A 21012-nucleotide genomic window follows, 5' to 3' on the forward strand; every position below is an offset into this window, starting at 1 on the left:
AATCTGCTCGTTTACGTCCGGGCTGGTCCTGCTGGAACGTAGCGTGTCCATGTTGTATCGCTCCGCATCGTCCGAGCGCTGATCAGGACCCGCAGCATCCGCCGCTGGCCGTGACCGGCCGCTCGGCCGGAACCTCTACGAGATCGGAGACAAGGCGTGATCGGCCGCGACTTCGCGCACTCCATGTTCGACCAGCAGACCGTCGAGATCCCGTTGTCCACCTTCCGCGACCTGATCGAGGACGCGGCGATCCAGTCCCTGACCGACGACCTGACCACCGAAGTACGCGAACGCTGGGCAAAGGAGCGACCTGACTTCGCGGGTGCGCGAATCATGGCGCCTGACTCCTCGATGTACCTCGCGTGGTCGCTGAGGTGGCTGCTCTCGAAGCAGAAGGAGACGGCCTCCGTCGCCTATGGCGTGATCGCCTACACGGCTCTCAAGCGGTACAACATCCCGACCACCTTCACCGGCGGCTGGCTCGCTTCCAACATCCGCTGGGGCGGTGGAGACCCTGACGCCCTGCCCCTTGACGTCGACATCGACGCCTTCGTCCAGGCCGCCACTGCCGACGAGGCGCTCAGGACCCTCTGAACCGCGCGCAGCGGGGCACAGCTCAAGGCGCCGGCCTCCTTGGGGCCGGCGCCTTGGGCATGTCGTCGTCAGCCGGTCGCGTCCCTCCAGCCGGCGCACGACGGGCAGTCGATGTAGGCCACCGTGGCCACGCACCCCGTCGGGCAGTCCGCACAGCTCTGCAGGCCCTGGTCGAAGGCCTCCTCCCCCGCGCCCTCGTTGAACACGGGGTCGTCGCGCATCCACCGGCGCGAGTACGTGTAGGGCTCGCCAGTGGAGGCGACCGCCTCGAAGCGGACCCGGCAGCCGCACACCACCACCCCGGTCGCCACCAGCGCCGGGCCGCGCTGTGACTCCTGATGGCGCAGCCACGCCCCCGGTCGCCACGACCACTGTTGTGTGAACAGCGACTTGTTGTGCTGGTCCACGCGGTCCATGGTGTACTCCGCGCCGGAGAAGAACAGGTTCCTCAGGTCCGGGTCGGCGTCGATGTGCAGGGCGAGCCAGTGCTCTACCGCCAGGGTGACTGCGCACTCGGGCCCGTACTCCTGGCTCAGCACGCGCAGCGCGAGCGCGTCGAACTCGTCCACGGGCACCGCCTGGTCCAGGCGGCCGGCCAGGGCCAGACCGGCGAGCTCCGCGGAGCGCTCCGCCAGCGGCCAGCCCACGCGCTCCTCGACGTGGAAGCCCCAGGCGGGCATGTCCTCGGGGCGGCGGTGCCGCGCGATTGCGTTGATAGCGGTCATTTGGGGTCAGATCCTCTCGTCCGGTCCGTACCTGGATATCTGACCCCGCTTCACCTGTGGACAACTTTTCCGATCCCTGCCGCCATACCGGCATGAAAGGTGGTCAAGCGGGATGGATCGGTCAGCCGAGGTCACGCTCGTGGCTCCCACGCGCGGCTCGCCGCCGGGCATCCGCCGCCTCCGCACGGGCCTGCTTCGCTGCCCGCTCGGCCAGGCGCACGGGACAGAACTCCTCCTCCGTCCGGTGGTTCACCGCCAGGCGCACCCTGCGGCCGGCGGGCCAGCGGGAGCCGCGGGCGTGGCGGCGTACGGCCCCGGGGGGCACGTCCAGGAGGGCCGCGAGCAGGCGGATCGCCCGCTGGGTGGTCTCGTCCGGGCTGAACCGGTAGTCCATGCTGAGCGGGCCGTCGGCGTACCGCTCCAGCAGCGCCAGAAGCCGTTCCTGGACGGTGTGCAGCTCTGCCACCGGGCAGTTGCCCCGGCTGTCGGCGGCGTGGGCCTGGCAGAGCGCTGCGGTCTTCTTCTTCGTCGTCATGGCGCCACCCTGGCCCGGGCCAGCTGTGGACAGCGGGGCGCCGACGAAGCAGCGCGGCCCAGCCGGAGGGTGACCGGCTGGGCCGCGCGTGGTGAAAGGGGCAGCGGGCTGTGGGCCCGAGGATCTGTCAGAACTGGCTGCGGCGGGCCTTGGGGCGGGCGGGCTGGGCCTGGTCGGTGCCGCGCAGCGCGAGGGCCGCGGTGCGGGTGCGCTCCAGCCAGCTCATGACCTGGCGCAGCGTGGCGGGGTCGAGGTGGCGGGTGAGGTCGCGGACGGCCTGGTGGTCGTCGTCGGTCAGCGTGTAGAGGCCGGCGCGGTCGAGGGCGGTGTAGAGGGGTTGGGCGGCGGTGCCGGCCAGGCGGCGGTGGGCGGCTTCGGTGGTCTGGCGGGCCTGGTGGGCGGCCTCGCGGGCGCAGGCGGCGACGTCGTGGCGGTGGCGTTCGGCGCGCAGCGCGTGCTGGAGGGCGGTGTCGTGGTCGGGGTCGTAGCGCTCGGCCTGGGTCTGGGCGGTGTGGTCGCGCACGCGCTGCCACTCGGCCAGGGCGTCGGCCGCGGTGGCGTAGCCGGCCTCGGCTCCGGCGTCGGCGTGCCGGTCGGCGGTGCGCTCGTCGTCCCGGGCCCTGTGCAGGGCCTGCTCGATGTTCTCCAGGGTCATCCCGGCCGCTCGGCGGCGGACCCGGCTGGGGACGGCGCCGAGCAGACCGTGCTCCTGGTCGTCGTGCTCGTCCTCGACCTCCTCGGCGAACGGGTCGTCGTACTGGTCGGCCTTGGCGGGGTGCTGGGCGAGGGCGGCGTGCAGGGTCGCGCCGGCCTCCCACGCCTCGGCGTGGACGACGGGCTCCGGCAGGCCGCCGCCCGGGCGGGTGCCGAGGACGACCCGGCCCTCCACCAGGGCCACCCAGCCGTCCAGGCCGTCGACGTCCTTCTCGGTCCAGCCGCGGGCCAGGTCGGCGCCCTGGTGGAGGGTGCGGATGCCGTCGTGGCCGGTCCAGCGCAGCCACATCGCGCCGCGCACCAGCGGGGAGTCGTGCATCGGGCGGCCCAGGTCCCGGTCCACGGGCTGGGGCCGGCTGCGGGAGGCGGCCAGCTCCAGCCGTGCGGGGTCGGGGCGGGTGGTGTCGGTGGTCACGGGCGCTCCTCCTCCACGCGCACGATCCGGTACAGGTCGGTGCCGTAGAGGCGGCCGTCATGCCTCTTCCTGGTCAGGCGCACCGCCTCTTCCACCGAGGCCGCGACGGCGTGCGTGACGATCACCGAGACTCCGGGATGCGCCGGGTCCACCCGCCTGGCCGTCAACTGGTAGTTCCACCGCTCCCGGTTGGGGTCGTCGCGCTCGTCCGACGGGTCGAGGCGCAGGGCGTCGGCGGACATCTTCCGGAGCAGGAGGAGGAGGCGGTCGGCGGTGCCGGGCGGGGTGGGGGCGCGGTGGTGGCCGGTGGTGGGGTCGAGGTCGGCGCGCCACTGGATGGCGGCCGGTCGCAGGCTGTTCACGCGGCTGGCGGGCAGCAGGTCGGTGTTGAGCTTGAGGCGGCGCAGGGCGTCGTACAGGGGCTCCAGGTCCCCCGGGGTCCAGACGAGGACGGTGCGCTCCGCGAGGAGGTTGGTGAGGTAGTCCAGGGTGGGCGCAGGGTTGATGGCGTGGTCGGGGGCGCCGGGGGTGCGGGGGCCGGTCAGGCGCACGGTGCGGTCGTAGAGGGCCTGGCCGGTGCGGTCGAGGACGGTGAGGCGGGCGGCGGCCGGCGGTCGGGGCGTTCCGGCGGCGGTGGGCTCGCCGGGGATGTACTCGACGCCGAGGACGGCCAGCTGATCGTCGGCCAGGATGCGGGCGGCGCTCTCGGCGACGTCCTGGGAGGCGGTCGCGGCCTCGTGCTGGCGGGTGCGCAGGCGGGTGATGTGGGCGCAGGTGGCGCACAGGGCCCGGCCGTCGGCGGCCGGGGTGCACGGGGTCTCGGGGTGGGCGCCGCAGTCCGCGCAGGTGCGGCTGAGGGTGCGGCGGGCGGCGGCCGCGAGGAGCTGCGCGGCGGTGGCCGGGCTGGGGATCGACTCGCGCACGTCGTACAGGTCGTACGTCGCCTTCTTCCCGGCCGGGTTGCGGGTGTCGATGACGGCGCGGACGGGGCCGGCAGGCTGACGGGGCAGGTCGAGGTCGGCCAGGGCGGTGCGGGTGCGCAGGTGGCCGGGGACCTCCCCCCATCCGGTGTAGGACGGGACCGGCTTCGTAGAGTCCGGCATGGTGATGGTGCCTCCCCTTTTTCTCGGCTGTGCGGTTCAACGGCGGCCGCCACCAGGTGGTGACGGCCGCAGGGGCGGCCCGGTGCACGGGCCGCCCCTGGGCGGTGGTGCTACTGGTCGGTGGCGCAGTCGTGGTCGGCCTCGACGTACTCGCCGTCGGCGAAGTCGGTGTCCAGGCTCCAGCCGCAGGCGGAGCACTCGGCCCGGCCCTGCCACGACACCTCGCCCTCGCCCTGGTCGCAGTCGTGGTCGGCGTTCACGAAGGTGCCGTCGTCGAAGTAGGCGTCGCAGCCGTCCCGGCAGGAGGCGCAGTGCCACTCCGCGCTCCAGGTGACCTGGGCGGCCGGCGGGCGGGTGGTGGACGTCGTCACGGTCACGGGCTCGTTCCCTTCGGTGTGCTGGCGGGTGGTCAGGCACCCGGGGCGTGGGTGTGCAGGGCGTCCAGGAGCGCGCTCTGCTGCTCGGTCAGCTTGCCGTCGGTGCGGGCCTTGTCCTGCTTGCGCAGCCACGTCCCGGGCCGGAACGCCGTGTCGTCGCCCAGGCCGGTGCGGTTCGCGGGTCCGGTGAGGGTGCCGCCGGCCGCGAGGTAGGCGAGCAGGCGCCGGTACGACCTGTTCCAGTCCGGCTCCAGGCGCCACAGTTCGTCCAGGGCGTCGAGCTTGGCGACCTGGCCCTTGGTGAGGTTGTCGGCCTTGCGCTGGCGGCGCATCCACGCACCGACCGCGTAGTCGTCCAGCTTCGCGGTCGCCGGGATCGCCAGGTGCCCGTGCTGGTGGTGGAACGCGGTCGCGTAGGCGGCCCCGCGCTCCCAGGCGTTGGCGTTCTTCGACCAGATCATGCCGAGCGCGTCCAGCTCCGAGACGCGGGCGGCATCGAGCAGGTGCTGGCCGTTCAGGTGGCGCTGGCGGGCGAGCCAGGAGATCAGCTCCGCGTGCTTGGCCTTGTCGGTCGGGTCGAGGTGGCCGTGCTCGAGGTGGAACCTCGTTGCCAGGCCGTGCATCCGCTGCCACTCCGTGGCGCGCGGGTTGAAGGCGCGCAGCTTCACCGCCTGGAGGATCGCGCCCGCGTGGTGGCGGGCATTGATCTTCAGCCAGTCGACCGGCGACTCCGGCGCAGCCGGCTGCTCACCCTCCTCGGCGGGGCCAGTCTCGGCCGCCGCCCCGTCCTCGGGTGCCTTCGTGGTCGTGGTGGTGTGCGCGGCGGGCTGGGAGCGGCTGCCACGCAGTTCGGTGATCCGGCCGACCACCCGGGCGTCGTGCGCTGCCAGGGCGCGCAGGACGCGCCAGATCGTGCGGAAGGAGCTGGCCTCGATCTCGGTGTCGGCCTCCGCCTTCACGGCCTCGCCCGCGTCGTGGACCTCAGCCGGGTCCGCGGCCGCGGTGTCGTCGCCGACCAGCGGCGTCGGGAGGTAGACCGGGATGATGACCCAGCTCACCTTGCCCTGGCGGTAGGACTGGCGCAGCGCCCTGCCCACCGCCTGGACGATGTCGATGACCGAGGACTTCGGGTCGCTGAAGACGATGGCATCCACGCTCCTGACGTCGATGCCTTCCGACAGGAGCCGAGCGTTGCAGAGGATGCCGCACTCCTCGCCGTCGTCACCGGTGTGGGCCTTGAAGTCGGCGAACGCCGCCTTGCGGTGCTTGAGCTTGTCGGTGCCGGCGACCGCCTTCGCCCAGATCCGCTCGGGGCGGTCAGCGTCTTTCAGCAGTCCGGCGGTCTCCAGCAGCGTGGCGGCGAACTCCCGCGCCGAGGACACCCGGGAGTGGAAAGTGATGACCCGGCGCAGGCCGAGGTCGGCGACCGCGCGCAGTACCGCGATCTGCAGGGCCAGGCGCAGCAGTTCCTCGTTGGAGCGCTGGGACCGGAGGTCGGCGACAGCAGGCAGGTTGAGGAGCTCGCGCAGGTCCTCGTCGGTGACGACCGGCACCAGGACGCGATAGTCGGCAAGGTAGCCGTGCTCGATCCCCTGTCCGAGCGACCACCGAAAAACGACCTTGCCGTAGATCTCCTCCGAGTCCATGGAGCACAGGACGGGCAGCTCCTGGCCGTCGGCGATGAGGTCGGAAAGGCCGGCCTTCGCCGTGCGGTCGTCCGCGATCCGCGGGGTCGCGGTGAAGTACAGCCGCCGCTTCGCCGGGACCTTCGCGTCGTTGTGGACCGCCGCCCACGCCTTCCCTTCGGCGCCTGCCGTACGGTGTGCCTCGTCGATGATCACGAGGTCCCACTGGGCCAGCCCCCAGCCGTGGTGGGCCTCGACGATGCGCTCCAGCGAGGCGTAGGTGGCGTACACGGTGACCGGCTGACCGTCGGGGGCGCCGTTGACGAGGTCGGTGACCCGGGCGGCCTGGGTGGTGACGGCCGCCTCGATGCGCCCGCCGGCCTCCGCGCTCTCCAGCGCCTCCTGACGCGAGCACAGCGCCACCGCCAGGCCCCGGCGCCCGCCCAGCAGCGACCACGACTCGGCGGTCTGCTCCAGCAGCTCGATCGTCGGCACCAGGACCAGCGTCCGGCCGCGCGCGGCCAGACGGCGGGCGCAGTTCGCGGCGATCAGCGTCTTGCCGGAGCCGGTGGCCAGGACCAGCGTCGCCCGCCCGCCGTCCTTCACCTCCCGCACGGCGGCCGCGACCGCGTCCTTCTGGAACCAGTGCAGCGTCACGGGCACCATCGTGCCCAGCGGCTGGGCGGGCAGGGGAAGCTCCGGGGTCGGGCGCAGCCCGGCCGGCACGTGGGCCTGGGTGGCGGTGGTGGTGGTCGTGGTCTCCACGGCTGCGGTACTCCTTCGGATGGTGAGACGGCGGGGCCGGTGCGGGCGGTGTTGTGGGAGGGTCGGCGCGGGCGGCCTCTCCCCGGGGCCAGGTCATGGTTGGGGAGAGGCCGACCGGACCTACTGCTGGTCCTCGGGGATCCAGCCCCTCACCTCCAGATACGCAATGTCCGCCTCCGGCACAGCACGGCCGGTCTCCACCAGCCACTCCCGCATCGCCTCGGTGACGTCCCCGTGGTGGTCGGCGACCCGCTGGGACCACTCGGCGGCGTCGAACCCGCCGGTGGAGCTGGAGCCGTAGGTGCGCTCCTCCGTGCCGTCCGCGCGCGGGATGAACCCGCGGCGCAGACCCGGCGAGTCCTTCTCCGACCCGGCCGAGTACGTGTACTGGTTGGCCTTCATCCGGACCGTGAACGCGAGCTTCCCGCCGGCCTGGCCGGTCTCGTGGACGACCGGGGCCAGGTGGGCGGCGCCGGACTTGATGGCCTGCTTCCCGGCGCGGCCGGCCATCGACCCGCCCGCCTCGCCGACGGTGTCCTTGCCGCGCACCCGGGCCTTCTGGCCGCCCTTGGTGGTGCGCCGCTTGGTGTTCGCCCCGGCGACGGCGGACAGCGCCTCCTCGTCGCGCTCGCCGCCGCGCACCGCCCGGACCATCTGGCGCAGCGCGCCGACCATGGACGCGCCCTTGCCCTTGGTGAAGAACTGGCTGACCAGGCTGGCGTCGCGGCCGAGCATCTTGGCGACCTGGCGCTTGGTGTAGCCCTGGTCGATCAGCTCCTGGGTCAGCCTGGCGGCTTCGTTCGGGTTGTTCGGGTCGGCCGGGCTCACTGGTCAGCTCCCTTCGTGGCGGCGGCGGCGAGTTCGGCGCGGCCCAGGCCGCGCAGCTTGAGGTACTGCTCCTGACTGGTCGGGTGCTCCACCGGGCCGGTCAGGTGGCCCTTGAGGAGGTAGTCGCCCACCTCACCCCGGTAGGGCCAGGGCTGGCGCTCCGTCAGGGCGATGCCGTCCGTGCCGAAGTACACGACCGAGCCGGGCCGGGCGTGGAGAGCGCCCGCGTAGCCGACGACCTCCTTGCCCTGGCGGTACTTCATGTCCAGCAGCGCGGCGCGGGCCCCGGACCACACGTAAGCCGCCCACTCGGGGTGGGCGTTGGGGTCGCGGGAGAAGCCGGCCTGCCGCTGCCAGGTGGTGACGGTGTCGTCCTGGCCGAGGATCTCCACCCCGGCCGGGAGCGCCTCGCCCAGCGCGGTGGTGCCGGAGACCAGGCGCGGGCGCTGCGCGAAGCCGCCCAGGCCGAACAGCAGCACCGACCGGACGGCGCGGGAGGCGAGGTAGGCCGCCTGCCGCTGCCGCTCGTCGCCGTGCAGCTTCGACAGGTTGGTCAGGTCCGCCCAGGCCGACTTCAACCGCTTGCCCCACTCGTCCAGCGGCTTGCCATCCTCGAACAGCAGCCCACCAAGGATCTCGACCTTCCACGGCATCAGGTGGTTCGACAGCGCCAGGTGGACCTCAGCCCCGCCCGCCCACGTCGTGAACGTGGCGCCGGGCTCGGACGGGTAGATCCAGGCCCGGTCCCCGGTCACCGGCGCGGGCAGCAGCCCGACGTGGTTCCAGCCCTGCGGGACGGTCACCCGGATGTTCCAGTGCGAGCAGGACATCAGCGCCTTGACCTGCTCCTGCCCGGTCATCGCCGCGAACCCGGCGGCGGTGATCCGGCGCGGAACACCCACCGGCGACTTCCACAGGTGCTTGGCGTACGCGAAGGTGCGGTCGTACTCCACCAGCGCGGGCAGCTGCTCCGGGACGCGCGGGGGCAGGATCAGCTCGGTGCGGCCCTGGCCGCCGGTCGCGTGCAGCAGGCCTCGCAGCTCCTCACTGAGGACCGGGTAGCCCCCGGCCCACTTGCCCGTGGTGGGGATGGTGCGCGACCACAGGTCCCGGCCGGTCTGCGACGGGGAGCCCATCAGGACCGCGTCGTCCCAGTGGCGGCGCAGCGCCTGCCACAGCAGCGTGAACGCCTGACGGCAGGTCACGACGTCGGCGCCGTCCGGGTCGAACCACTCCCCCATCGAGCGGATCTCCGTGACCGGGCCGTCCGGGGCGGCGGCGGGGGCGTAGCGGCCGACGGGCTGGCGCTGGTGCACGAAGTGCCCGGCCAGCTTGTCCCGGCCCGACCCGATCGCGGTGGTCCACCGCTCGCTCGGGGTGTTGAGCCAGGCCACCACGGCGTCCTTGAGCGTGGAGTACCGCTCGGCGCCGTCGTGCCACGGGGCGCCGGCGGTGATGTAGATGCGCTCCGTACCCGGGGCGGTCGCGAGGACTGCGTCCAGGATCTCGCCCGGGGTGCGGGCACCGAGGTCGAGCCGCACGACCTGGTCGCGCACGGCCAGCATCCCGGCCGCCGCGTCCAGGAACACCGTGGCGCGGGCCTGCTGCGTGAAGTTGGGGCGCTTGGAGACCAGACCGTTGGTGACGGCCTCGAACCGCGCGCCCGCCGGGCCCTCGGGGAGAGTGGGCAGCTCGCGCGGACCGGACTCGACCGCAGGACGCGACACCGGAGCGACCGGAGCGACCGAGGCGGCCGGCGCGGCAGCGACCGGGGCGGGCTGCTCGGCGACGGCCTGGTCCTCGACCTCGACCGGGGCCAGGGCCGGGGCCGGGGCCGGGGCCGGGGCCGGCTGCTCGACGACGGGGGCGGGGCGGGTCAGCGCCGGGGCCACCGCGGCGACGGGCTCGGCGACCGGCTCGACCACGGGCGCCGGGGCGGGCGCAGCAACGGCGGCGGCCTGGTCGTCGGCCTTGGCGGCACGGACGGCGGCCGGGGTCGGGTCCAGCAGCGGCGCGATCCGCACGACGTCGCCGACCGACAGCCCGGAGGCCTTCGCGATGGCCGGCGCCTGGGCGCCCTCGTACCCCGCGAGCTCGGTGATCCGGCGGGCGCGCTGCAAGTTGAGCTTGTCGAGCGCGGCCTGCGCAGCCGCGACCATCTTCTCGGCCTTGCCGATCTCCTCGCGCAGCGGGCGCAGCTCGGCGACCTTCGCGGTGTACGTCTTGCGGTCCATCAGGGTGTCACTTCCCTTCCGTGGCATCGCTGCTGGTGTCGAGGGGGCGGGCCTGGCGGGCGAGGGTGAGCCAGCCGTCGGGGCCTTGGGTGCCGTGGATGTCGGCCAGGCCCGCGAGCAGGAAGGCGTAGGCGCCACGCTTGGGGGCCCGCGGCTGGGCGGTGCCGCTCTCCCACTTGGCGAACGTCTCCCGCCGGGTGCTCAGGGCCTCGGCCACCTCCAACTGGGTCAGGCCGGCGGCCTTGCGCAGCCGCTCCCGCTCGACTGGTTCCGGCAGGTCCCCGCCGTCCCGGGCCTTGGCCAGCAGTGCGTCCACCGCCGCGAAAATCTCAGACATCACATACCTCCTATCTCAAAAGGTAGCACAGAACACCGCTCCGTTGGCAACATTTTTACTCGCACAAACATCTCATCAATGACCACACATGGCACTCATGGCCTCTGGCCAGCCCTGATTGTCGGTGCCTGGTTCGAATCAAGCTGGTCCGGTCCTCGGAGGCAGGATGGATAGACGCCCCGCTCAAGCAGGGCAGGGCGCAGCAGGACCGACTTGGAGGTCGCGATGCCCAGTGCGATCGCGAAGCTGCAGATCACCATGTCCTTGGTGTCGATCCCGGTGAGCGTGTACGCCGCCACCGAGCGGCACACGGTCAAGCTGCACCTGGTCCACGCCGCAGATGGCGGACGGATCAAGCAGCGGCGGTACTGCGAGAAAGACGGCTCCGAGGTGCCGTTCGAAGACGTTGCCCGCGGCTACGACGCACCCGACGGGCGCACCGTCGTGCTGACCCGCGACGACCTGGCCGACCTCCCCCTCGTCACTGCCAAGGAGATCCGGGTCCTGGGCTTCCTGGAGGCCGACCGGGTCGACCCGGTCAACTACGACAAGGCGTACTTCCTCGGCCCGAGCACGGCGGCCGCCGCCCGCCCGTACGCGCTGCTGCGCCAAGCGATGGTGGAGGCCGACCAGGTCGCCGTCGCCAGAGTGGCGCTGCGCACCCGCGAATCGCTGGCCGTCATCCGGGTCCGCGACGACACCCTGCTGCTCCACACCCTCCTGTGGCCCGACGAGATCCGCTCCCCGGCCGGCATCGCGCCGGAGGGCGTCGAACTGCGCCCTCAAGAGGTGAGACTCGCTCGCACCCTGATGGACGCCATCACCGCCGACTTCCACATCGAGGACGAGACGGACGAGTACAACCACGCCCTGGAGGAAGTCGTCCAGGCCCGGCTCGCCGGCATCGAGCCACCCCACGCCCCCCAGTCGCGGGTCCTGCCGCCCGGCGGCACCGTCACCGACCTGATGGCCATCCTGGAGTCCGCGCTCGCCGAGGCTCAGGAACAGCACCCGAAGACCGGCGGCGGCGTGAAAAGCACCAGCGGCACCGCCCGGCCGGCGAAGAAGACGGCGGCACGCAAGTCCACCGCTGCGGGCAGGGCGCTGCCTCGAGTCACGCAAGCCCCATCGGGGAAGAGCACCGCACGACGCGAGGACGGCTGAGCAGTGCCGGGCGGCCGGGCTGTGTACGGGCCCGGCCGCCCGAGGGCTTCACCTTGCGGCGCCCAGGCCGTGGGGGTGTACGTGCCGGACGGTGTGGAGCAGGCGCAGCCGCGCGCCCTGGTTGGGGCGCTCGCAGGATCAACGAGTGACGGGCGGCGGGGTTGTGGGGCCGGATGTCGTGAGCGCCGGGGCCGGGACGGGTTCCTGTACCCGCCGGGTCAGCTTGCGGTACCAGCGCACCGGCGGCTCGTGTGGCGGGTACAGAGCAGCGCGCAGGGCCGCGACGGCATCGTTCAGCGCGGCCTCGCCCCGGTCCTCGAACGCGGCATCCATCACGGCCTTCGCCGCCTGCGCCACGGCGGGGTCGCCCGACATGCCCAGCGGCAGGCCGGCGGCTGCCACCCTGGCCATGAACGGGGCCAGCGCGGCAGCCTCGCGCAGACTGCCCCGGTTCCACTCGTCTACGACTCGCGCGGCGGGTGCGTAGCCCCGGGCGACGCCTCTCCATCCGCCGCCGGCCGAGCGGAACGCCGACCAGAACTCGATGCCGGCCATGCCGACCGTACGCAGCCGCGTCTGCGGGCTGAGCCACTGCGCGTGGTGGGTCTTGCGGGCAATGGCCAGCTCAGAAGCCGCGACGACCAGCTGCTGCATGCCTTCGCGCAGACGGCGCACCTCGTCGCGGGCATCCGTCTCGCGCTGCTGACGACGAGTCAGCCTCGCCCCCAGGAAGACACCGAGCAGGGCACCGAACAGGCCGAGGCCGCCCGCGATCAGACCGTTGACCACCGCATCGTTCACCGGGCCAGTGTGCTCGCCCGGGCCGACGCACTCGCGCCCGGGGTGGCGCTGCGGGCGGGCGCCGCGAGGCGGTCTCGCGGCGCCCGGCTGGGCTGGGCTGGATGCCGGTCAGATCGGCTGGGCGGGGTCGTCCAGCCAGGCGTGCCAGCCGTCCGGGGTGACGGTGAGTCCGAGCCGGTCGACGCCGGGTTCGCCCGTCTGGTGCCACCAGGTGAGGGTCTGCTCGAAGTCGTCCCAGAGGCGGCGGCCGCCGTACTGGCGGACCTGGTGCTCGTTCTCGCCGTCGCGGAAGGTCGTCGCCGACCAGGCCGGGGTGGTGAGGGAGTAGAGCCACAGCGTGCGGGCGCCGTCCTCGTGCGGCTGGATCGCGTGGACGACGTCGCGCAGGCGCAGGCCGGCGGCGAGCGGGAACGGGTCGAACTTGCCGTGCGCGGGGAGCGCCACGGTGGTCGCGGTTTCGGCGAGGGTGCCGCCGTCGGCCGGGTTCTGCGGCCACGTCAGGCGCTGAGAGCGCATCTTCATGAACTCGGCCGGCTGGAGGAACGGCCCGATGGCTGTGCCGTCGGCGTGGACGGTGAGGCGGACCAGGGCGTCGGCGTTGGAGTAGTGGGTGCCGAACGGCGCCAGGATCAGCCCGCCCGGCTTCGTCTGCTCGATCCACGCCTGCGGGATCTGGCGGAGCCCGTAGGTCGCGGTGATCCGGTCGTACGGGGCGCCGGGCGGGTGGCCGAGCGCGCCGTCCCCGCAGACGACGGTCGGGCGGTAGCCGGCGCGCTGGAGTGCGGCGCGGGCCTGGGCGGACACGGCGGCGTCGACCTCGATCGTGGTCACGTTCGCGTCGCCGAGCCGGTGGCTCAGCAGGGCGGCGTTCCAGCCGGTGCCGGTGCCCTGCTCCAACACGCGCATCCCCGGCTCAGCCTGGAGGTCGTCCAGCATGGAGGCGACCAGCGACGGCTGTGATGCCGAACTGGTCGGCACGGTGCCGGGCTCGATGCCCTGGTGTTCGCCGTCGTCCCACTGGGTGACGATCGGGATGTCCGCGGCGGCCGCCGTCAGCCAGCCCAGCTCGTCGGTGGTGCGGTCGACAGGCCGGCTCTTCCCGGTGGCCATGTCGTGCGCCCAGACCAAGTCCGGCAGGAACAGCGAACGCGGGACCGCGTCGAAGGCCGGCGCCCAGGCGTCGGCGACGGGGAAGGACCGCCCCGGTGCGGGGCGGCCCTCCTGCTCAGGTGCGAGCGTCACCTCCGGTGTCCCCCGTCTCCGGGCGGGGTGCTGCCGTCCGGGGACGGCGGGTCCTGCGGCGGCGTCCACGGGGTGCCCGGGTGGCCGTCGCCCCCGCCACCTCCGTCGCCGCCCGAGCCGCCGCCGTCGGCTGCCTCGATGTCCATGCCGAGCTCCTTGTCGTCGCTGACGTGATGGTGCCCTCCCGAAGCCCGGGAGGAGTAGAGGGCCGGCCCCGGCGCACCGGGGCACGGGTGGGGCTATGCCGGGGCGGGAGAGCGGGTGCGTAGATCCGCGTGGATGGTCTTGCCGAGCGGCTCCAGGGTCACGCCCCAGTGCCCGCCGGTGAGGTGGTGGACCAGGGCCATGCCGCGGCCCGACACGGCGGCGAGGCCGGCGTCGATCAGGCAGGGCATGGCACGGGAGCCGTCGCGGACGCTGATCCGCACGCACCGGTCGGTGATCCGCTCGACGGTGACCGTCATCTTCCGCTGGCAGCCGGTCTTCGCCGCGTTGCCCGCCAGCTCGCTGACGATCAGTTCGCCGGCCTCGACCAGGTCGTCCAGCCCCCACGCGCGCAGTGTCGTGCGCACCAGGCGCCGGGCCGCCGATGCGGACTGCGGCTGATACGGCAGCAGCACCCTGGCGGAGCTGGCGGCCGGGGGCAGCATCGGGGTCTCGACGGTCGTGGTCACCGGGCACCTCGCATCCGCCGGCACCGCCCGGGCGCGACCACAGCCGTGGCCGGTGGGCGGGGTATGCGGTGCGCGGCCACGGCGGTTCTCCGCTCTCTCGACGGGCGGTGACGGCTGCGCCCACCCGACGGGGGGCGGGCGGGCGCAGCGGCCCCGGCACGCCCGCCGGGGCCGGTGTCCGGTCCGTCACGGCGGGCGACGGTTCGACGGTAGGGAGTGACCGCTGGCGCGTTCAACGCGATTGCGGGTGATTGCGGGGATTCACCCGAGGGTGTCGATCGCGGTGGTGATGAGGGCTCGGGCCGCTGCGCCGTGGACGGCCATCTTCGCCAGCTCGGCGAAGGCGCGGTGGTAGTCGGCGAGTTCCCGGGGCTGGGTCACGGTGACCTCGGCGGTCAGCGTCTCCACGCAGCCCTCCTCGTTGTCGAAGAGGTAGAACGCCTCCAGCGGCCACACGGTGCGCTGCGCGGTGAAGGGGATGATCCCCAGCGAGACCGTGGGCAGCGGCATCACGGCCAGGAGGTGGCCGAGCTGGCCGGCCATCGTCTCCGCGTCGCCGATCCGGTAGCGCAGCACCGTCTCCTCGATCAGGATGACGAACCGGTGTCGGCCGTCGTGGAGCAGCCGGCCGCGCTCGATGCGGGCGGCTACCGCGTCGGCGACGTCGTCCGGGGTGCCCTGGAACTCGGTGATCGAGCGCATCAGGGCGGTGGCGTAGGCGGCGGTCTGGAGGAAGCCGGGGACGACGTTGGAGACGTAGGCCCGGCACACCGCGGTCCGTTGGTGCAGGGTCAGCGACTCCTGCTGCACCTGTCGCATGCCGGCGCGGTGCACGCGGCGCCACTCCAGATACATCAGCTCCACCGCGCGCAGCGAGGCGATCAGGTCGGCGGCCTGGTCGTCCGCGCCGCACGCGGTGCACCAGGCGCGCAGGTCGCTCTCGGACGGCGCCGACTTCCCGCTGAGGATCCGGGAGGTCTTGGAGGGGTGCCAGCCGCACCGGGCGGACAGCTCCTTGCCGTCGATCCCGGCGTCCAGCATCAGCTCGCGCAGCCGGGTGGCGAGCGCGGCGCGGGCGGCCTGGGCGCTGGAGGAGGGTGAGGTGGGCATGGGCTGTCGGCTCGGTGCGGGCGGGCTCAGACGGTGTACTGCTCGTGCGGGACGGCCCGCTCCCAGACCGACTCGAACGCGGTGGCGCAGAGCTTCGCCACGGCGGGGTCCTCGGTGTAGGAGGTGCGCGGGTCGGCCCAGTCGCCGTCACCGGTGAAGTGGTTGAACCGCGCGCCCCGGTCGTCGAACAGCCAGAAGTCGCTGCCGGGCAGCGCCAGGTCGCAGGCGTTGCGGCGCGCCAGCCATCGGACCTGCTCACCGGCCGTGATGTTGACCAAGGTCATCGCGTGCAGGTAGCGCGTGTAGAGGGTGACCGGCTCGGACACGATCCGGGCCCGGCGGATGACCACGCCCCGCGCGGTCGCCTCGCGCACCATGGCCGTCCAGTCCCGCCAGTACTCCGACTCCGGGTCGAGATCGGACTCGCCGGTCAGCCGGAACCGCTCAACGGCCTCGGCCTCGTCGGGAACGTTGTAGCTGTCGCGCAGCTCCAGGTGGACCGCCGAGTACCGGGCGGCGGCCAGCAGGTCAGAGAAGCCCATCGCGCTCTGCGTCATCGCATGCCTTTCGCAAGATCGGGATCATCCGGGTGGGAATCCACACCACGGCCTCGTGGCCCGGGATGCCGGCCTCGTGGTCCGGCGCCCAGCTCCGCCCACCGACCTCGGCCTCCAGGTCCTCCTCGGCCTTCACGCCCTGGAAGACGATCCTGCGGTTGGCGCGGTCGAGCCACACCGTCGGTGACCCCTCTTTACCCGTCTCCGGGTCGATGCCGATGAAATCTAGCCCCATGACGCCCTCCAGAACCAAGCCAGTTGCGGTCACTTGCACGTCACCGTTCCGCAGGACTGACGACCCGTCAAGGGCGCGCGGGCGCAGCCAGGCGGCACGCACCGTATGACTGGGTCGGCCACCGGGCCCGGCTGTCGGAGGGCTCAGGTATGGTGCCGTCCAAGCAAGAAGGGCGCCCGGCCACCACATTTGACCGGGCGCCCTTCTTGCTGTCTGCCTTGCTGGTCAGTCTGTGTTCCGCAGTCGGCGGAGCACGGCCTTGTAGACGGCGGGGTCGCTGGTGTCGATGAACGCTTCGGCGAGGACGCGCTGGATCTCCCCCGGGGTGAAGCGGCCTCGGCCGAGAGCGTTGGCGAGGTCGAGCGAGCGTCGGGAGACCGCCTGGCGGAGTTCCTGGGCGGTCAGCGGCTCGATGACGAGCTCCCCGTCGAGGATCTCGTCGTCGGCCTTCTCCTCGTCCTCGGGCTGCTGCTCGTCGTTCGACGTCGACGGCTGCTCGCCCTGGGTGGATGTGGCTGCCCTCTCCAGCTGAGGCTGGGCCGGGATGAGGGAAAGCTCGTAGGCGGTGATCGCTTCCGTGAGCCGCTCGGCGGTGACCTTCTGGCCGGCCGTCTCGATCGAGCCGACGACCTGGACGGCGGCTTCGCGGCCGCGGGTGTGCAGGAAGCCTGCGATGGCCAGGGCCTGCGACTCGTTGGGGGAAGGGAGTACCTGGGCGGCCACGACTTCGGAGACGATCGGCGCGGCCTCGATGAGCTGCCGGGCGCGACGGTAGCGGATGCGGAACCGGTCCCAGACGTACTGGCCGAAGCTGAGGCCGGTCGACGCCTTCGCGGTGAGGTCGTTCTCGTCGATGTGCCGCAGGATGCTGCCGACCACGATGACGTAGCGGGTCTGGGCCGACTGGACTTCGCCGTCCAGGCGCCGGTCGGCGCTGTGGACCATCTCCTCCAGCTGCTTGAGCTTCTCGGCGTCGGTGCCGGTGAGCTTGCTGAAGTCGACGGGTGCGGGAATCCCGTCCACCCGGTTGGCTTCCATCTCCTGCTTGAGCGCGTCCTGGTCGGAGGACATGGCGGTGGCCAGCTTCTCGACGCTCGTGCTCGCGCTGGTGTTGATGACGAACTTCTTGCGCTCTCGGGTCTTGCCGCTCACGCCGCGGCCTCCACGAATCCGAGGGAGACGATCATGTTGCGGAAGATCTTCGCGGCCTCATCCTTCGGGGCGTACATGCACACGGGCTGTCCGCCGATCTCACGCGCTTCGGCGATCTTCGAGCGGACCGGGACCTCGCCCTTCACCGGAACGGGCAGGGTGAACAGGGCGTCGTAGACGGACTGGTTGAAGTCGGAGAACGGGCGGTCGATGCGGTTGATGACGATGCCTCGGTAGTCCATCGGCTTGCGGCCGAGGGCGTTCATCGTCTTGGCGGCCTGCGCGAGGAGCAAGTGGACGGCCCTGATGCTGAACGTGTCGACGTCCATCGGGATGACAGCGTCGGTGGCGGCGGCCAGGGCGGCGTCGGTGTCGTCGTCGATCGCCGGTCGGCAGTCGAGGAGGACGTGGTCGTACTCGCCCTCGATCTGGGCCAGGAGCCGCTGGAGGCGCAGCTCGCCCATCTTCTGCTCACGCAGCCGGCCCGGCAGGAAGAACATGTCGAGAGAGGCCGGAATGAGGTCGATGCCCGGCAGGGGATGGATGATGGCGTCGCGGATGTCGCCGCCACCGATCATCAGCTTGGGGAGGCTGTTCGGCGCGTCCTCGTCCAGGTGCTCGACCTTGAGCGCGGTGGAGAGGTTGCCCTGCGGGTCGAAGTCGATCAGCAGGACGCGGCGCCCGTACTCGGCGAGCGCGCCGCCGAGGTTCAGGGTGTCGGTCGTCTTGCCGACGCCGCCCTTCTGGTTGATCATCGCGGTTACTGTCATCGCCGCGGCCGGTGTGAGTGCCATAGCCCGTGACCCTAACGGGGCCTCCCGCCAGGACCGACGACCGCGTCCCCCACGTCGCCCGGTGGGGTGCAAAATTTTTGCACTGGCCCGCTGCCCCGCGATCAGGCCTTAGCGTCGGGGTCCACAAACGCAAAAGGGCCCGCCTCCTCCGGCGTCGAAGCCGGGGAAGGCGGGCCCTTCACTGTGCTCGGGGTCAGGCCGGGGCGAGAACGCCCGCGCGGTCGAGGCCGATCGCTCGGCTGACGGTGGCGAGGGTGTCGGTCCAGTCTCCGGCGTGGTGGACGGCGCGGTCGTCCACGTACGCGGCCGCGCCGAGCTTGGTGCTGGTGACCAGAATCGGGCCGCCGACGGTGGTCCAGTACGCCCGGTCCGGTGACGGGTCGACGAACGCCGCGATGCCGGAGTACCAGGTGATCCAGTCGGCGACCTCGGGCAGCCAGCGCCTCGGCCTGGCGGTGTAGACGAACACCGCGCGGTGGCGCGCGAGGAGGCGCAGCGCGTCCATGGCGCCGGGCTGGGGCAGGCCGATCCGGCCGCCCTGCCATCCATGGTCCTGGGCGAGGGTTCCGTCCAGGTCCAGGCCCACGGCCTGGCTGGCGGGGCTGTCGGGGGAGGGTGCGATGACGGGTCGGTGCACGTGGTCCTCCGTCAGGTCAGCGGGTCACGGGGAAGGTGAGCTGGTTCGGGTCCGGCTGCTCGCGGGGGTCGTCTTGGGTGCGCGCCTGGGCGCGGGCGGCGGCGTGGGCCTCGTCGTCCTGGTCGCAGACCAGCGTCCCGTCGGGGAGCTGGGCCCACTCCCGGCTGCCGACCGCGTCGTCTGCGGCGTCCTCGGGGCTGGGGTGGTGGGGGATGTAGTCGTCCTCGACGATGTCGCCGCAGATGCCGCACCTGGCGGTCCAGCACAGCGACGGTGTGGCCACCCTGGCGCCGAGGCTCGCCGCGCCGCGGCGCCGCCAGGCGTAGCCGTGCTCGAGGACGACGGCGTAGCTGACGGGCTGGAGCGGGGAGCCGTCGTCCAGGTCGGTGGAGTGGGCGTTGTGCTCGGCGGCGGCCATCAGGGCGGTGGCGAGGTCGGGCATCGGCAGGAGGGCGTTGGGGCCGGTGAGCCACAGCTCCCAGGGCTGGTCCGGGGTGCCGGGGCGCAGCCGCTCGTCGGGGTCGGTGGCGTAGAGGCCGCGGCGAGGGATCGGCGTGATCGTCATGGTGCGTCTCCTTCGACGGGTCGGTCCCGGCCCGCTGGTGCGGGCCGGGCTGGCGGGCGGTCAGGCATGGCGGGCGGCGGGACGGCGCAGGAGCAGCTGGAGGGCGGCGGTGATGTTGGGGTGCTCGCCGGTGGCCGGCTGGCCGCAGTTCCAGCAGTCGGCCTCTCCTCCGGCCCAGGAGGTCTCGCAGGAGGAGCAGGTGTAGTGGCGGCGGCCGGCGGGTCCGGCGAACGGGTCGGAGGAGACGATCGGGAGGGCGATCAGGACCGGCTTGTGGTCGGCGGCCGGGCGGGTGCGGCAGGTGGCGGTGCGGGCCATGGCTGTGGTCTCCCTGATCTGGACAGCGGGGCGGGGGAGGGAGCGGCGGCCGGTCCTCGGTGAAGGCCGGCCCGCCGCCAAGAGCTGCTGTCGAACTACAGGAGGCCGGCGGCGTGGGCCTCCGCCTCCTGGTCGCGGTCGTCGTCCTCGTCGGCCTGGTCCTCGCCGTCGAACGGTTCGGCGGGGCAGAGCTCGGCGATGGCGAGTTCCTCGCCGAGGGTGGACCACGGGTCGTCGTCCTGGTCCTCGTTGTCGGCGGGCTGCGCCGCGTCGGCCGTGGGGCCGTCCAGGAGCGCGACCAGCTCGCCGATGCTGCTCACCCGGATCTGCTGCTCGCCGTCGCGAACGAGCAGGTAGGTGCGGCTGATGTGGCCGAACTGGTCGGCGGGGGAAGGGACGCACAGCAGGTGCGCGCCGCCGGTCAGCTCGCACGTCGCGGTGCCGTCGGCCGACCCGACCCAGTTGGCGGCCTCGGTCAGGCTGCCGCCGCTGCGGTCCAGGCCGTTGGCGTGAGTGGCCGCGCGGTGTGCGGCGTCGGCGGCGGCCTCCTCGGCGAGCTGCTCCCTCGACGGCGCCGGGACGGGCGCAGCGGCGGCGGGGGCGTAGCCGTAGGCGGGGAGGCCGAGGAGGTGGCGCAGCGGTCGGCGGAACTGGGTCGTGGCCTGGTCGGCGAGGCAGGCGGCGAGGCCGGCGGCGGCCGCAGCGAGGGTGAAGCGGGTCTCGGCCGGGCGGGCGGCGAGGGTGCGGTAGGTGGTGAGTCCGGCGGCGGCCGCGGCGGCGGCGATGGCGATGTTGTCGGCGGTGTCGAGGGCGTTGCTCAGCAGGCGGGCGCGGGTCGTCTGCTCGGTCATCAGGTACCTCCGAGGGGAGCGGGTTCGGCCGGGCGGCCGCGCCGCTCACCACGGCGCCCCGCCGCCCGGGCCTGGCTGGCCGGTGGGCGGGGCGTGGTGGTGGGCAGCGTGGTGGTCCGGTCAGGCGGTGCGCAGGTGGCGGATCTCGTCCCAGCCTTCGCGGGGGAGCAGCTCGCGGGCGGAGCGGGCCATGCGGTGCTGCCAGCGGACCGCGTCCTCCGGCACCCGCTGCTGCGCCGGGCGCGCCGCATTGCGGGCGAGGCATTCGGCGAGCGGGGCGTCGACCAGGACCGCGACGGCTCGGCGGCCGTGCTGGTGGGCCAGCTCCACCAGCTGGAGCCGGTGCTGCGCCTCGACCGAGGTGTTGTCCACGTAGGTCGTGGCGCCCCGGCGTGCCCGGGTCAGGAGGATGTGGTGCTGGAGCAGGACGGCGTCCGCGGTGGCGTCCTGGTCGCCAGGCTCGGAAACGATCGCGCGCAGAGTGTCCAGGCTGACGATCTGGTGCGGCGGGACAGTGCGCAGGGCCGAGGACTTGCCGCTGGCCGCGCACCCGATCAGGGCGACCAGGTCGCCGGGCTGAACCGGAGCGAGGGCGCGGGAGCGGGCGGTGGCGAGGGTGGTGGTCGTCATCGCGGGGGCCTCCGGGTGGTGTGGTGGGTG

At 72.9% G+C, this 21012-nt stretch carries 25 protein-coding genes; 2 read left to right on the top strand and 23 right to left on the bottom strand.

Features of this window, described 5'->3' with window-relative positions:
* Positions 1–156: 156 nt before the first annotated feature.
* Complete coding sequence (locus tag ACIP82_RS34745; protein WP_400659266.1) at positions 157–594, top strand: hypothetical protein; 438 nt, start codon at positions 157–159, stop codon at positions 592–594.
* Positions 595–662: 68 nt separating this feature from the next.
* Here ACIP82_RS34745 and ACIP82_RS34750 read toward each other — a convergent pair whose 3' ends face one another.
* From ACIP82_RS34750 to ACIP82_RS34790, 9 genes are all read right to left on the bottom strand, one after another.
* Entirely contained in the window at positions 663–1319 is a 657-nt protein-coding gene (locus ACIP82_RS34750; RefSeq protein ID WP_400659268.1) for a hypothetical protein, read from the bottom strand.
* A gap of 121 nt (positions 1320–1440) precedes the next feature.
* Positions 1441–1854, bottom strand: coding sequence for a hypothetical protein (locus ACIP82_RS34755; RefSeq protein ID WP_400659270.1), 414 nt, complete (start codon positions 1852–1854; stop codon positions 1441–1443).
* Positions 1855–1981: 127 nt separating this feature from the next.
* A complete protein-coding gene (locus ACIP82_RS34760) occupies positions 1982–2983 on the bottom strand; it encodes a hypothetical protein (protein ID WP_400659272.1) in 1002 nt (333 codons plus the stop codon).
* A complete protein-coding gene (locus ACIP82_RS34765; RefSeq protein ID WP_400659274.1) occupies positions 2980–4086 on the bottom strand; it encodes a hypothetical protein in 1107 nt (368 codons plus the stop codon). The genes ACIP82_RS34760 and ACIP82_RS34765 overlap by 4 nt, the downstream gene beginning before the upstream one ends.
* A gap of 110 nt (positions 4087–4196) precedes the next feature.
* Positions 4197–4463 (bottom strand): hypothetical protein, encoded by a 267-nt coding sequence (locus ACIP82_RS34770; RefSeq protein ID WP_400659276.1) that lies wholly within the window; start codon positions 4461–4463, stop codon positions 4197–4199.
* A 32-nt stretch (positions 4464–4495) separates the two neighbouring features.
* The gene (locus tag ACIP82_RS34775; protein WP_400659278.1) at positions 4496–6853 is read right to left on the bottom strand and encodes a Helicase associated domain protein; all 2358 of its coding nucleotides are present in this window, start codon (positions 6851–6853) and stop codon (positions 4496–4498) included.
* Between the two features lie 120 nt (positions 6854–6973).
* Positions 6974–7681, bottom strand: coding sequence for a helix-turn-helix domain containing protein (locus ACIP82_RS34780; RefSeq protein WP_400659280.1), 708 nt, complete (start codon positions 7679–7681; stop codon positions 6974–6976).
* A complete protein-coding gene (locus ACIP82_RS34785) occupies positions 7678–9915 on the bottom strand; it encodes a hypothetical protein (protein ID WP_400659282.1) in 2238 nt (745 codons plus the stop codon). Before ACIP82_RS34785 ends, ACIP82_RS34780 begins: the two co-directional genes overlap by 4 nt.
* Before the next feature lie 7 nt (positions 9916–9922).
* On the bottom strand, positions 9923–10252 hold the full coding sequence (locus ACIP82_RS34790; RefSeq protein WP_400659284.1) for a helix-turn-helix transcriptional regulator: 330 nt from the start codon (positions 10250–10252) through the stop codon (positions 9923–9925).
* 225 nt (positions 10253–10477) lie between these two features.
* Here ACIP82_RS34790 and ACIP82_RS34795 point away from each other — a divergent pair, with 225 nt between their 5' ends.
* A complete protein-coding gene (locus ACIP82_RS34795) occupies positions 10478–11416 on the top strand; it encodes a Ku protein (RefSeq protein WP_400659286.1) in 939 nt (312 codons plus the stop codon).
* 138 nt (positions 11417–11554) lie between these two features.
* On the opposite strand, the gene ACIP82_RS34800 is transcribed toward ACIP82_RS34795, so the two are convergent.
* From ACIP82_RS34800 to ACIP82_RS34865, 14 genes are all read right to left on the bottom strand, one after another.
* Entirely contained in the window at positions 11555–12217 is a 663-nt protein-coding gene (locus ACIP82_RS34800; protein ID WP_400659288.1) for a hypothetical protein, read from the bottom strand.
* Positions 12218–12325: 108 nt separating this feature from the next.
* The gene (locus tag ACIP82_RS34805) at positions 12326–13459 is read right to left on the bottom strand and encodes a methyltransferase domain-containing protein (RefSeq protein ID WP_400659290.1); all 1134 of its coding nucleotides are present in this window, start codon (positions 13457–13459) and stop codon (positions 12326–12328) included.
* Positions 13456–13605, bottom strand: a complete 150-nt coding sequence (locus tag ACIP82_RS34810) for a hypothetical protein (RefSeq protein WP_400659292.1) — start codon at positions 13603–13605, stop codon at positions 13456–13458. The genes ACIP82_RS34805 and ACIP82_RS34810 overlap by 4 nt, the downstream gene beginning before the upstream one ends.
* 93 nt (positions 13606–13698) lie before the next feature.
* On the bottom strand, positions 13699–14133 hold the full coding sequence (locus tag ACIP82_RS34815; protein ID WP_400659294.1) for an ATP-binding protein: 435 nt from the start codon (positions 14131–14133) through the stop codon (positions 13699–13701).
* Between the two features lie 261 nt (positions 14134–14394).
* Entirely contained in the window at positions 14395–15243 is an 849-nt protein-coding gene (locus ACIP82_RS34820; protein ID WP_400659296.1) for a helix-turn-helix domain-containing protein, read from the bottom strand.
* 26 nt (positions 15244–15269) lie between these two features.
* Positions 15270–15800, bottom strand: a complete 531-nt coding sequence (locus ACIP82_RS34825) for a DUF6879 family protein (RefSeq protein ID WP_400659298.1) — start codon at positions 15798–15800, stop codon at positions 15270–15272.
* Complete coding sequence (locus ACIP82_RS34830; protein ID WP_400659300.1) at positions 15772–16074, bottom strand: hypothetical protein; 303 nt, start codon at positions 16072–16074, stop codon at positions 15772–15774. Before ACIP82_RS34830 ends, ACIP82_RS34825 begins: the two co-directional genes overlap by 29 nt.
* A gap of 186 nt (positions 16075–16260) precedes the next feature.
* Complete coding sequence (locus ACIP82_RS34835) at positions 16261–17187, bottom strand: hypothetical protein (protein ID WP_400659302.1); 927 nt, start codon at positions 17185–17187, stop codon at positions 16261–16263.
* On the bottom strand, positions 17184–17981 hold the full coding sequence (locus ACIP82_RS34840) for a ParA family protein (protein ID WP_329925890.1): 798 nt from the start codon (positions 17979–17981) through the stop codon (positions 17184–17186). Before ACIP82_RS34840 ends, ACIP82_RS34835 begins: the two co-directional genes overlap by 4 nt.
* A gap of 193 nt (positions 17982–18174) precedes the next feature.
* Positions 18175–18618, bottom strand: coding sequence for a hypothetical protein (locus ACIP82_RS34845; RefSeq protein ID WP_400659304.1), 444 nt, complete (start codon positions 18616–18618; stop codon positions 18175–18177).
* Positions 18619–18634: 16 nt separating this feature from the next.
* Positions 18635–19183: a hypothetical protein gene (locus ACIP82_RS34850; RefSeq protein WP_400659306.1), complete on the bottom strand. Its 549-nt coding sequence runs from the start codon at positions 19181–19183 to the stop codon at positions 18635–18637.
* 60 nt (positions 19184–19243) lie between these two features.
* The gene (locus ACIP82_RS34855) at positions 19244–19501 is read right to left on the bottom strand and encodes a hypothetical protein (protein ID WP_400659308.1); all 258 of its coding nucleotides are present in this window, start codon (positions 19499–19501) and stop codon (positions 19244–19246) included.
* A 95-nt stretch (positions 19502–19596) separates the two neighbouring features.
* The gene (locus ACIP82_RS34860; protein ID WP_400659310.1) at positions 19597–20352 is read right to left on the bottom strand and encodes a hypothetical protein; all 756 of its coding nucleotides are present in this window, start codon (positions 20350–20352) and stop codon (positions 19597–19599) included.
* Positions 20353–20472: 120 nt separating this feature from the next.
* Positions 20473–20982 carry an AAA family ATPase gene (locus tag ACIP82_RS34865; protein ID WP_400659312.1) on the bottom strand — a complete coding sequence of 170 codons (510 nt, stop codon included), beginning with the start codon at positions 20980–20982 and terminating at the stop codon, positions 20473–20475.
* Positions 20983–21012 lie beyond the last annotated feature (30 nt).

It is taken from the genome of Kitasatospora sp. NPDC088548, assembly GCF_044753005.1.
Lineage (GTDB): Bacteria > Actinomycetota > Actinomycetes > Streptomycetales > Streptomycetaceae > Kitasatospora.

Coding starts and splice junctions, on each gene's coding strand:
- ACIP82_RS34825 (WP_400659298.1), bottom strand. CDS start 15,800: ATGACGCAGAGCGCGATGGGCTTCTCTGACCTGCTGGCCGCCGCCCGG.
- ACIP82_RS34790 (WP_400659284.1), bottom strand. CDS start 10,252: ATGTCTGAGATTTTCGCGGCGGTGGACGCACTGCTGGCCAAGGCCCGG.
- ACIP82_RS34855 (WP_400659308.1), bottom strand. CDS start 19,501: ATGGCCCGCACCGCCACCTGCCGCACCCGCCCGGCCGCCGACCACAAG.
- ACIP82_RS34840 (WP_329925890.1), bottom strand. CDS start 17,981: ATGGCACTCACACCGGCCGCGGCGATGACAGTAACCGCGATGATCAAC.
- ACIP82_RS34755 (WP_400659270.1), bottom strand. CDS start 1,854: ATGACGACGAAGAAGAAGACCGCAGCGCTCTGCCAGGCCCACGCCGCC.
- ACIP82_RS34750 (WP_400659268.1), bottom strand. CDS start 1,319: ATGACCGCTATCAACGCAATCGCGCGGCACCGCCGCCCCGAGGACATG.
- ACIP82_RS34785 (WP_400659282.1), bottom strand. CDS start 9,915: ATGGACCGCAAGACGTACACCGCGAAGGTCGCCGAGCTGCGCCCGCTG.
- ACIP82_RS34810 (WP_400659292.1), bottom strand. CDS start 13,605: ATGGACATCGAGGCAGCCGACGGCGGCGGCTCGGGCGGCGACGGAGGT.
- ACIP82_RS34865 (WP_400659312.1), bottom strand. CDS start 20,982: ATGACGACCACCACCCTCGCCACCGCCCGCTCCCGCGCCCTCGCTCCG.
- ACIP82_RS34860 (WP_400659310.1), bottom strand. CDS start 20,352: ATGACCGAGCAGACGACCCGCGCCCGCCTGCTGAGCAACGCCCTCGAC.
- ACIP82_RS34820 (WP_400659296.1), bottom strand. CDS start 15,243: ATGCCCACCTCACCCTCCTCCAGCGCCCAGGCCGCCCGCGCCGCGCTC.
- ACIP82_RS34765 (WP_400659274.1), bottom strand. CDS start 4,086: ATGCCGGACTCTACGAAGCCGGTCCCGTCCTACACCGGATGGGGGGAG.
- ACIP82_RS34850 (WP_400659306.1), bottom strand. CDS start 19,183: ATGACGATCACGCCGATCCCTCGCCGCGGCCTCTACGCCACCGACCCC.
- ACIP82_RS34795 (WP_400659286.1), top strand. CDS start 10,478: ATGCCCAGTGCGATCGCGAAGCTGCAGATCACCATGTCCTTGGTGTCG.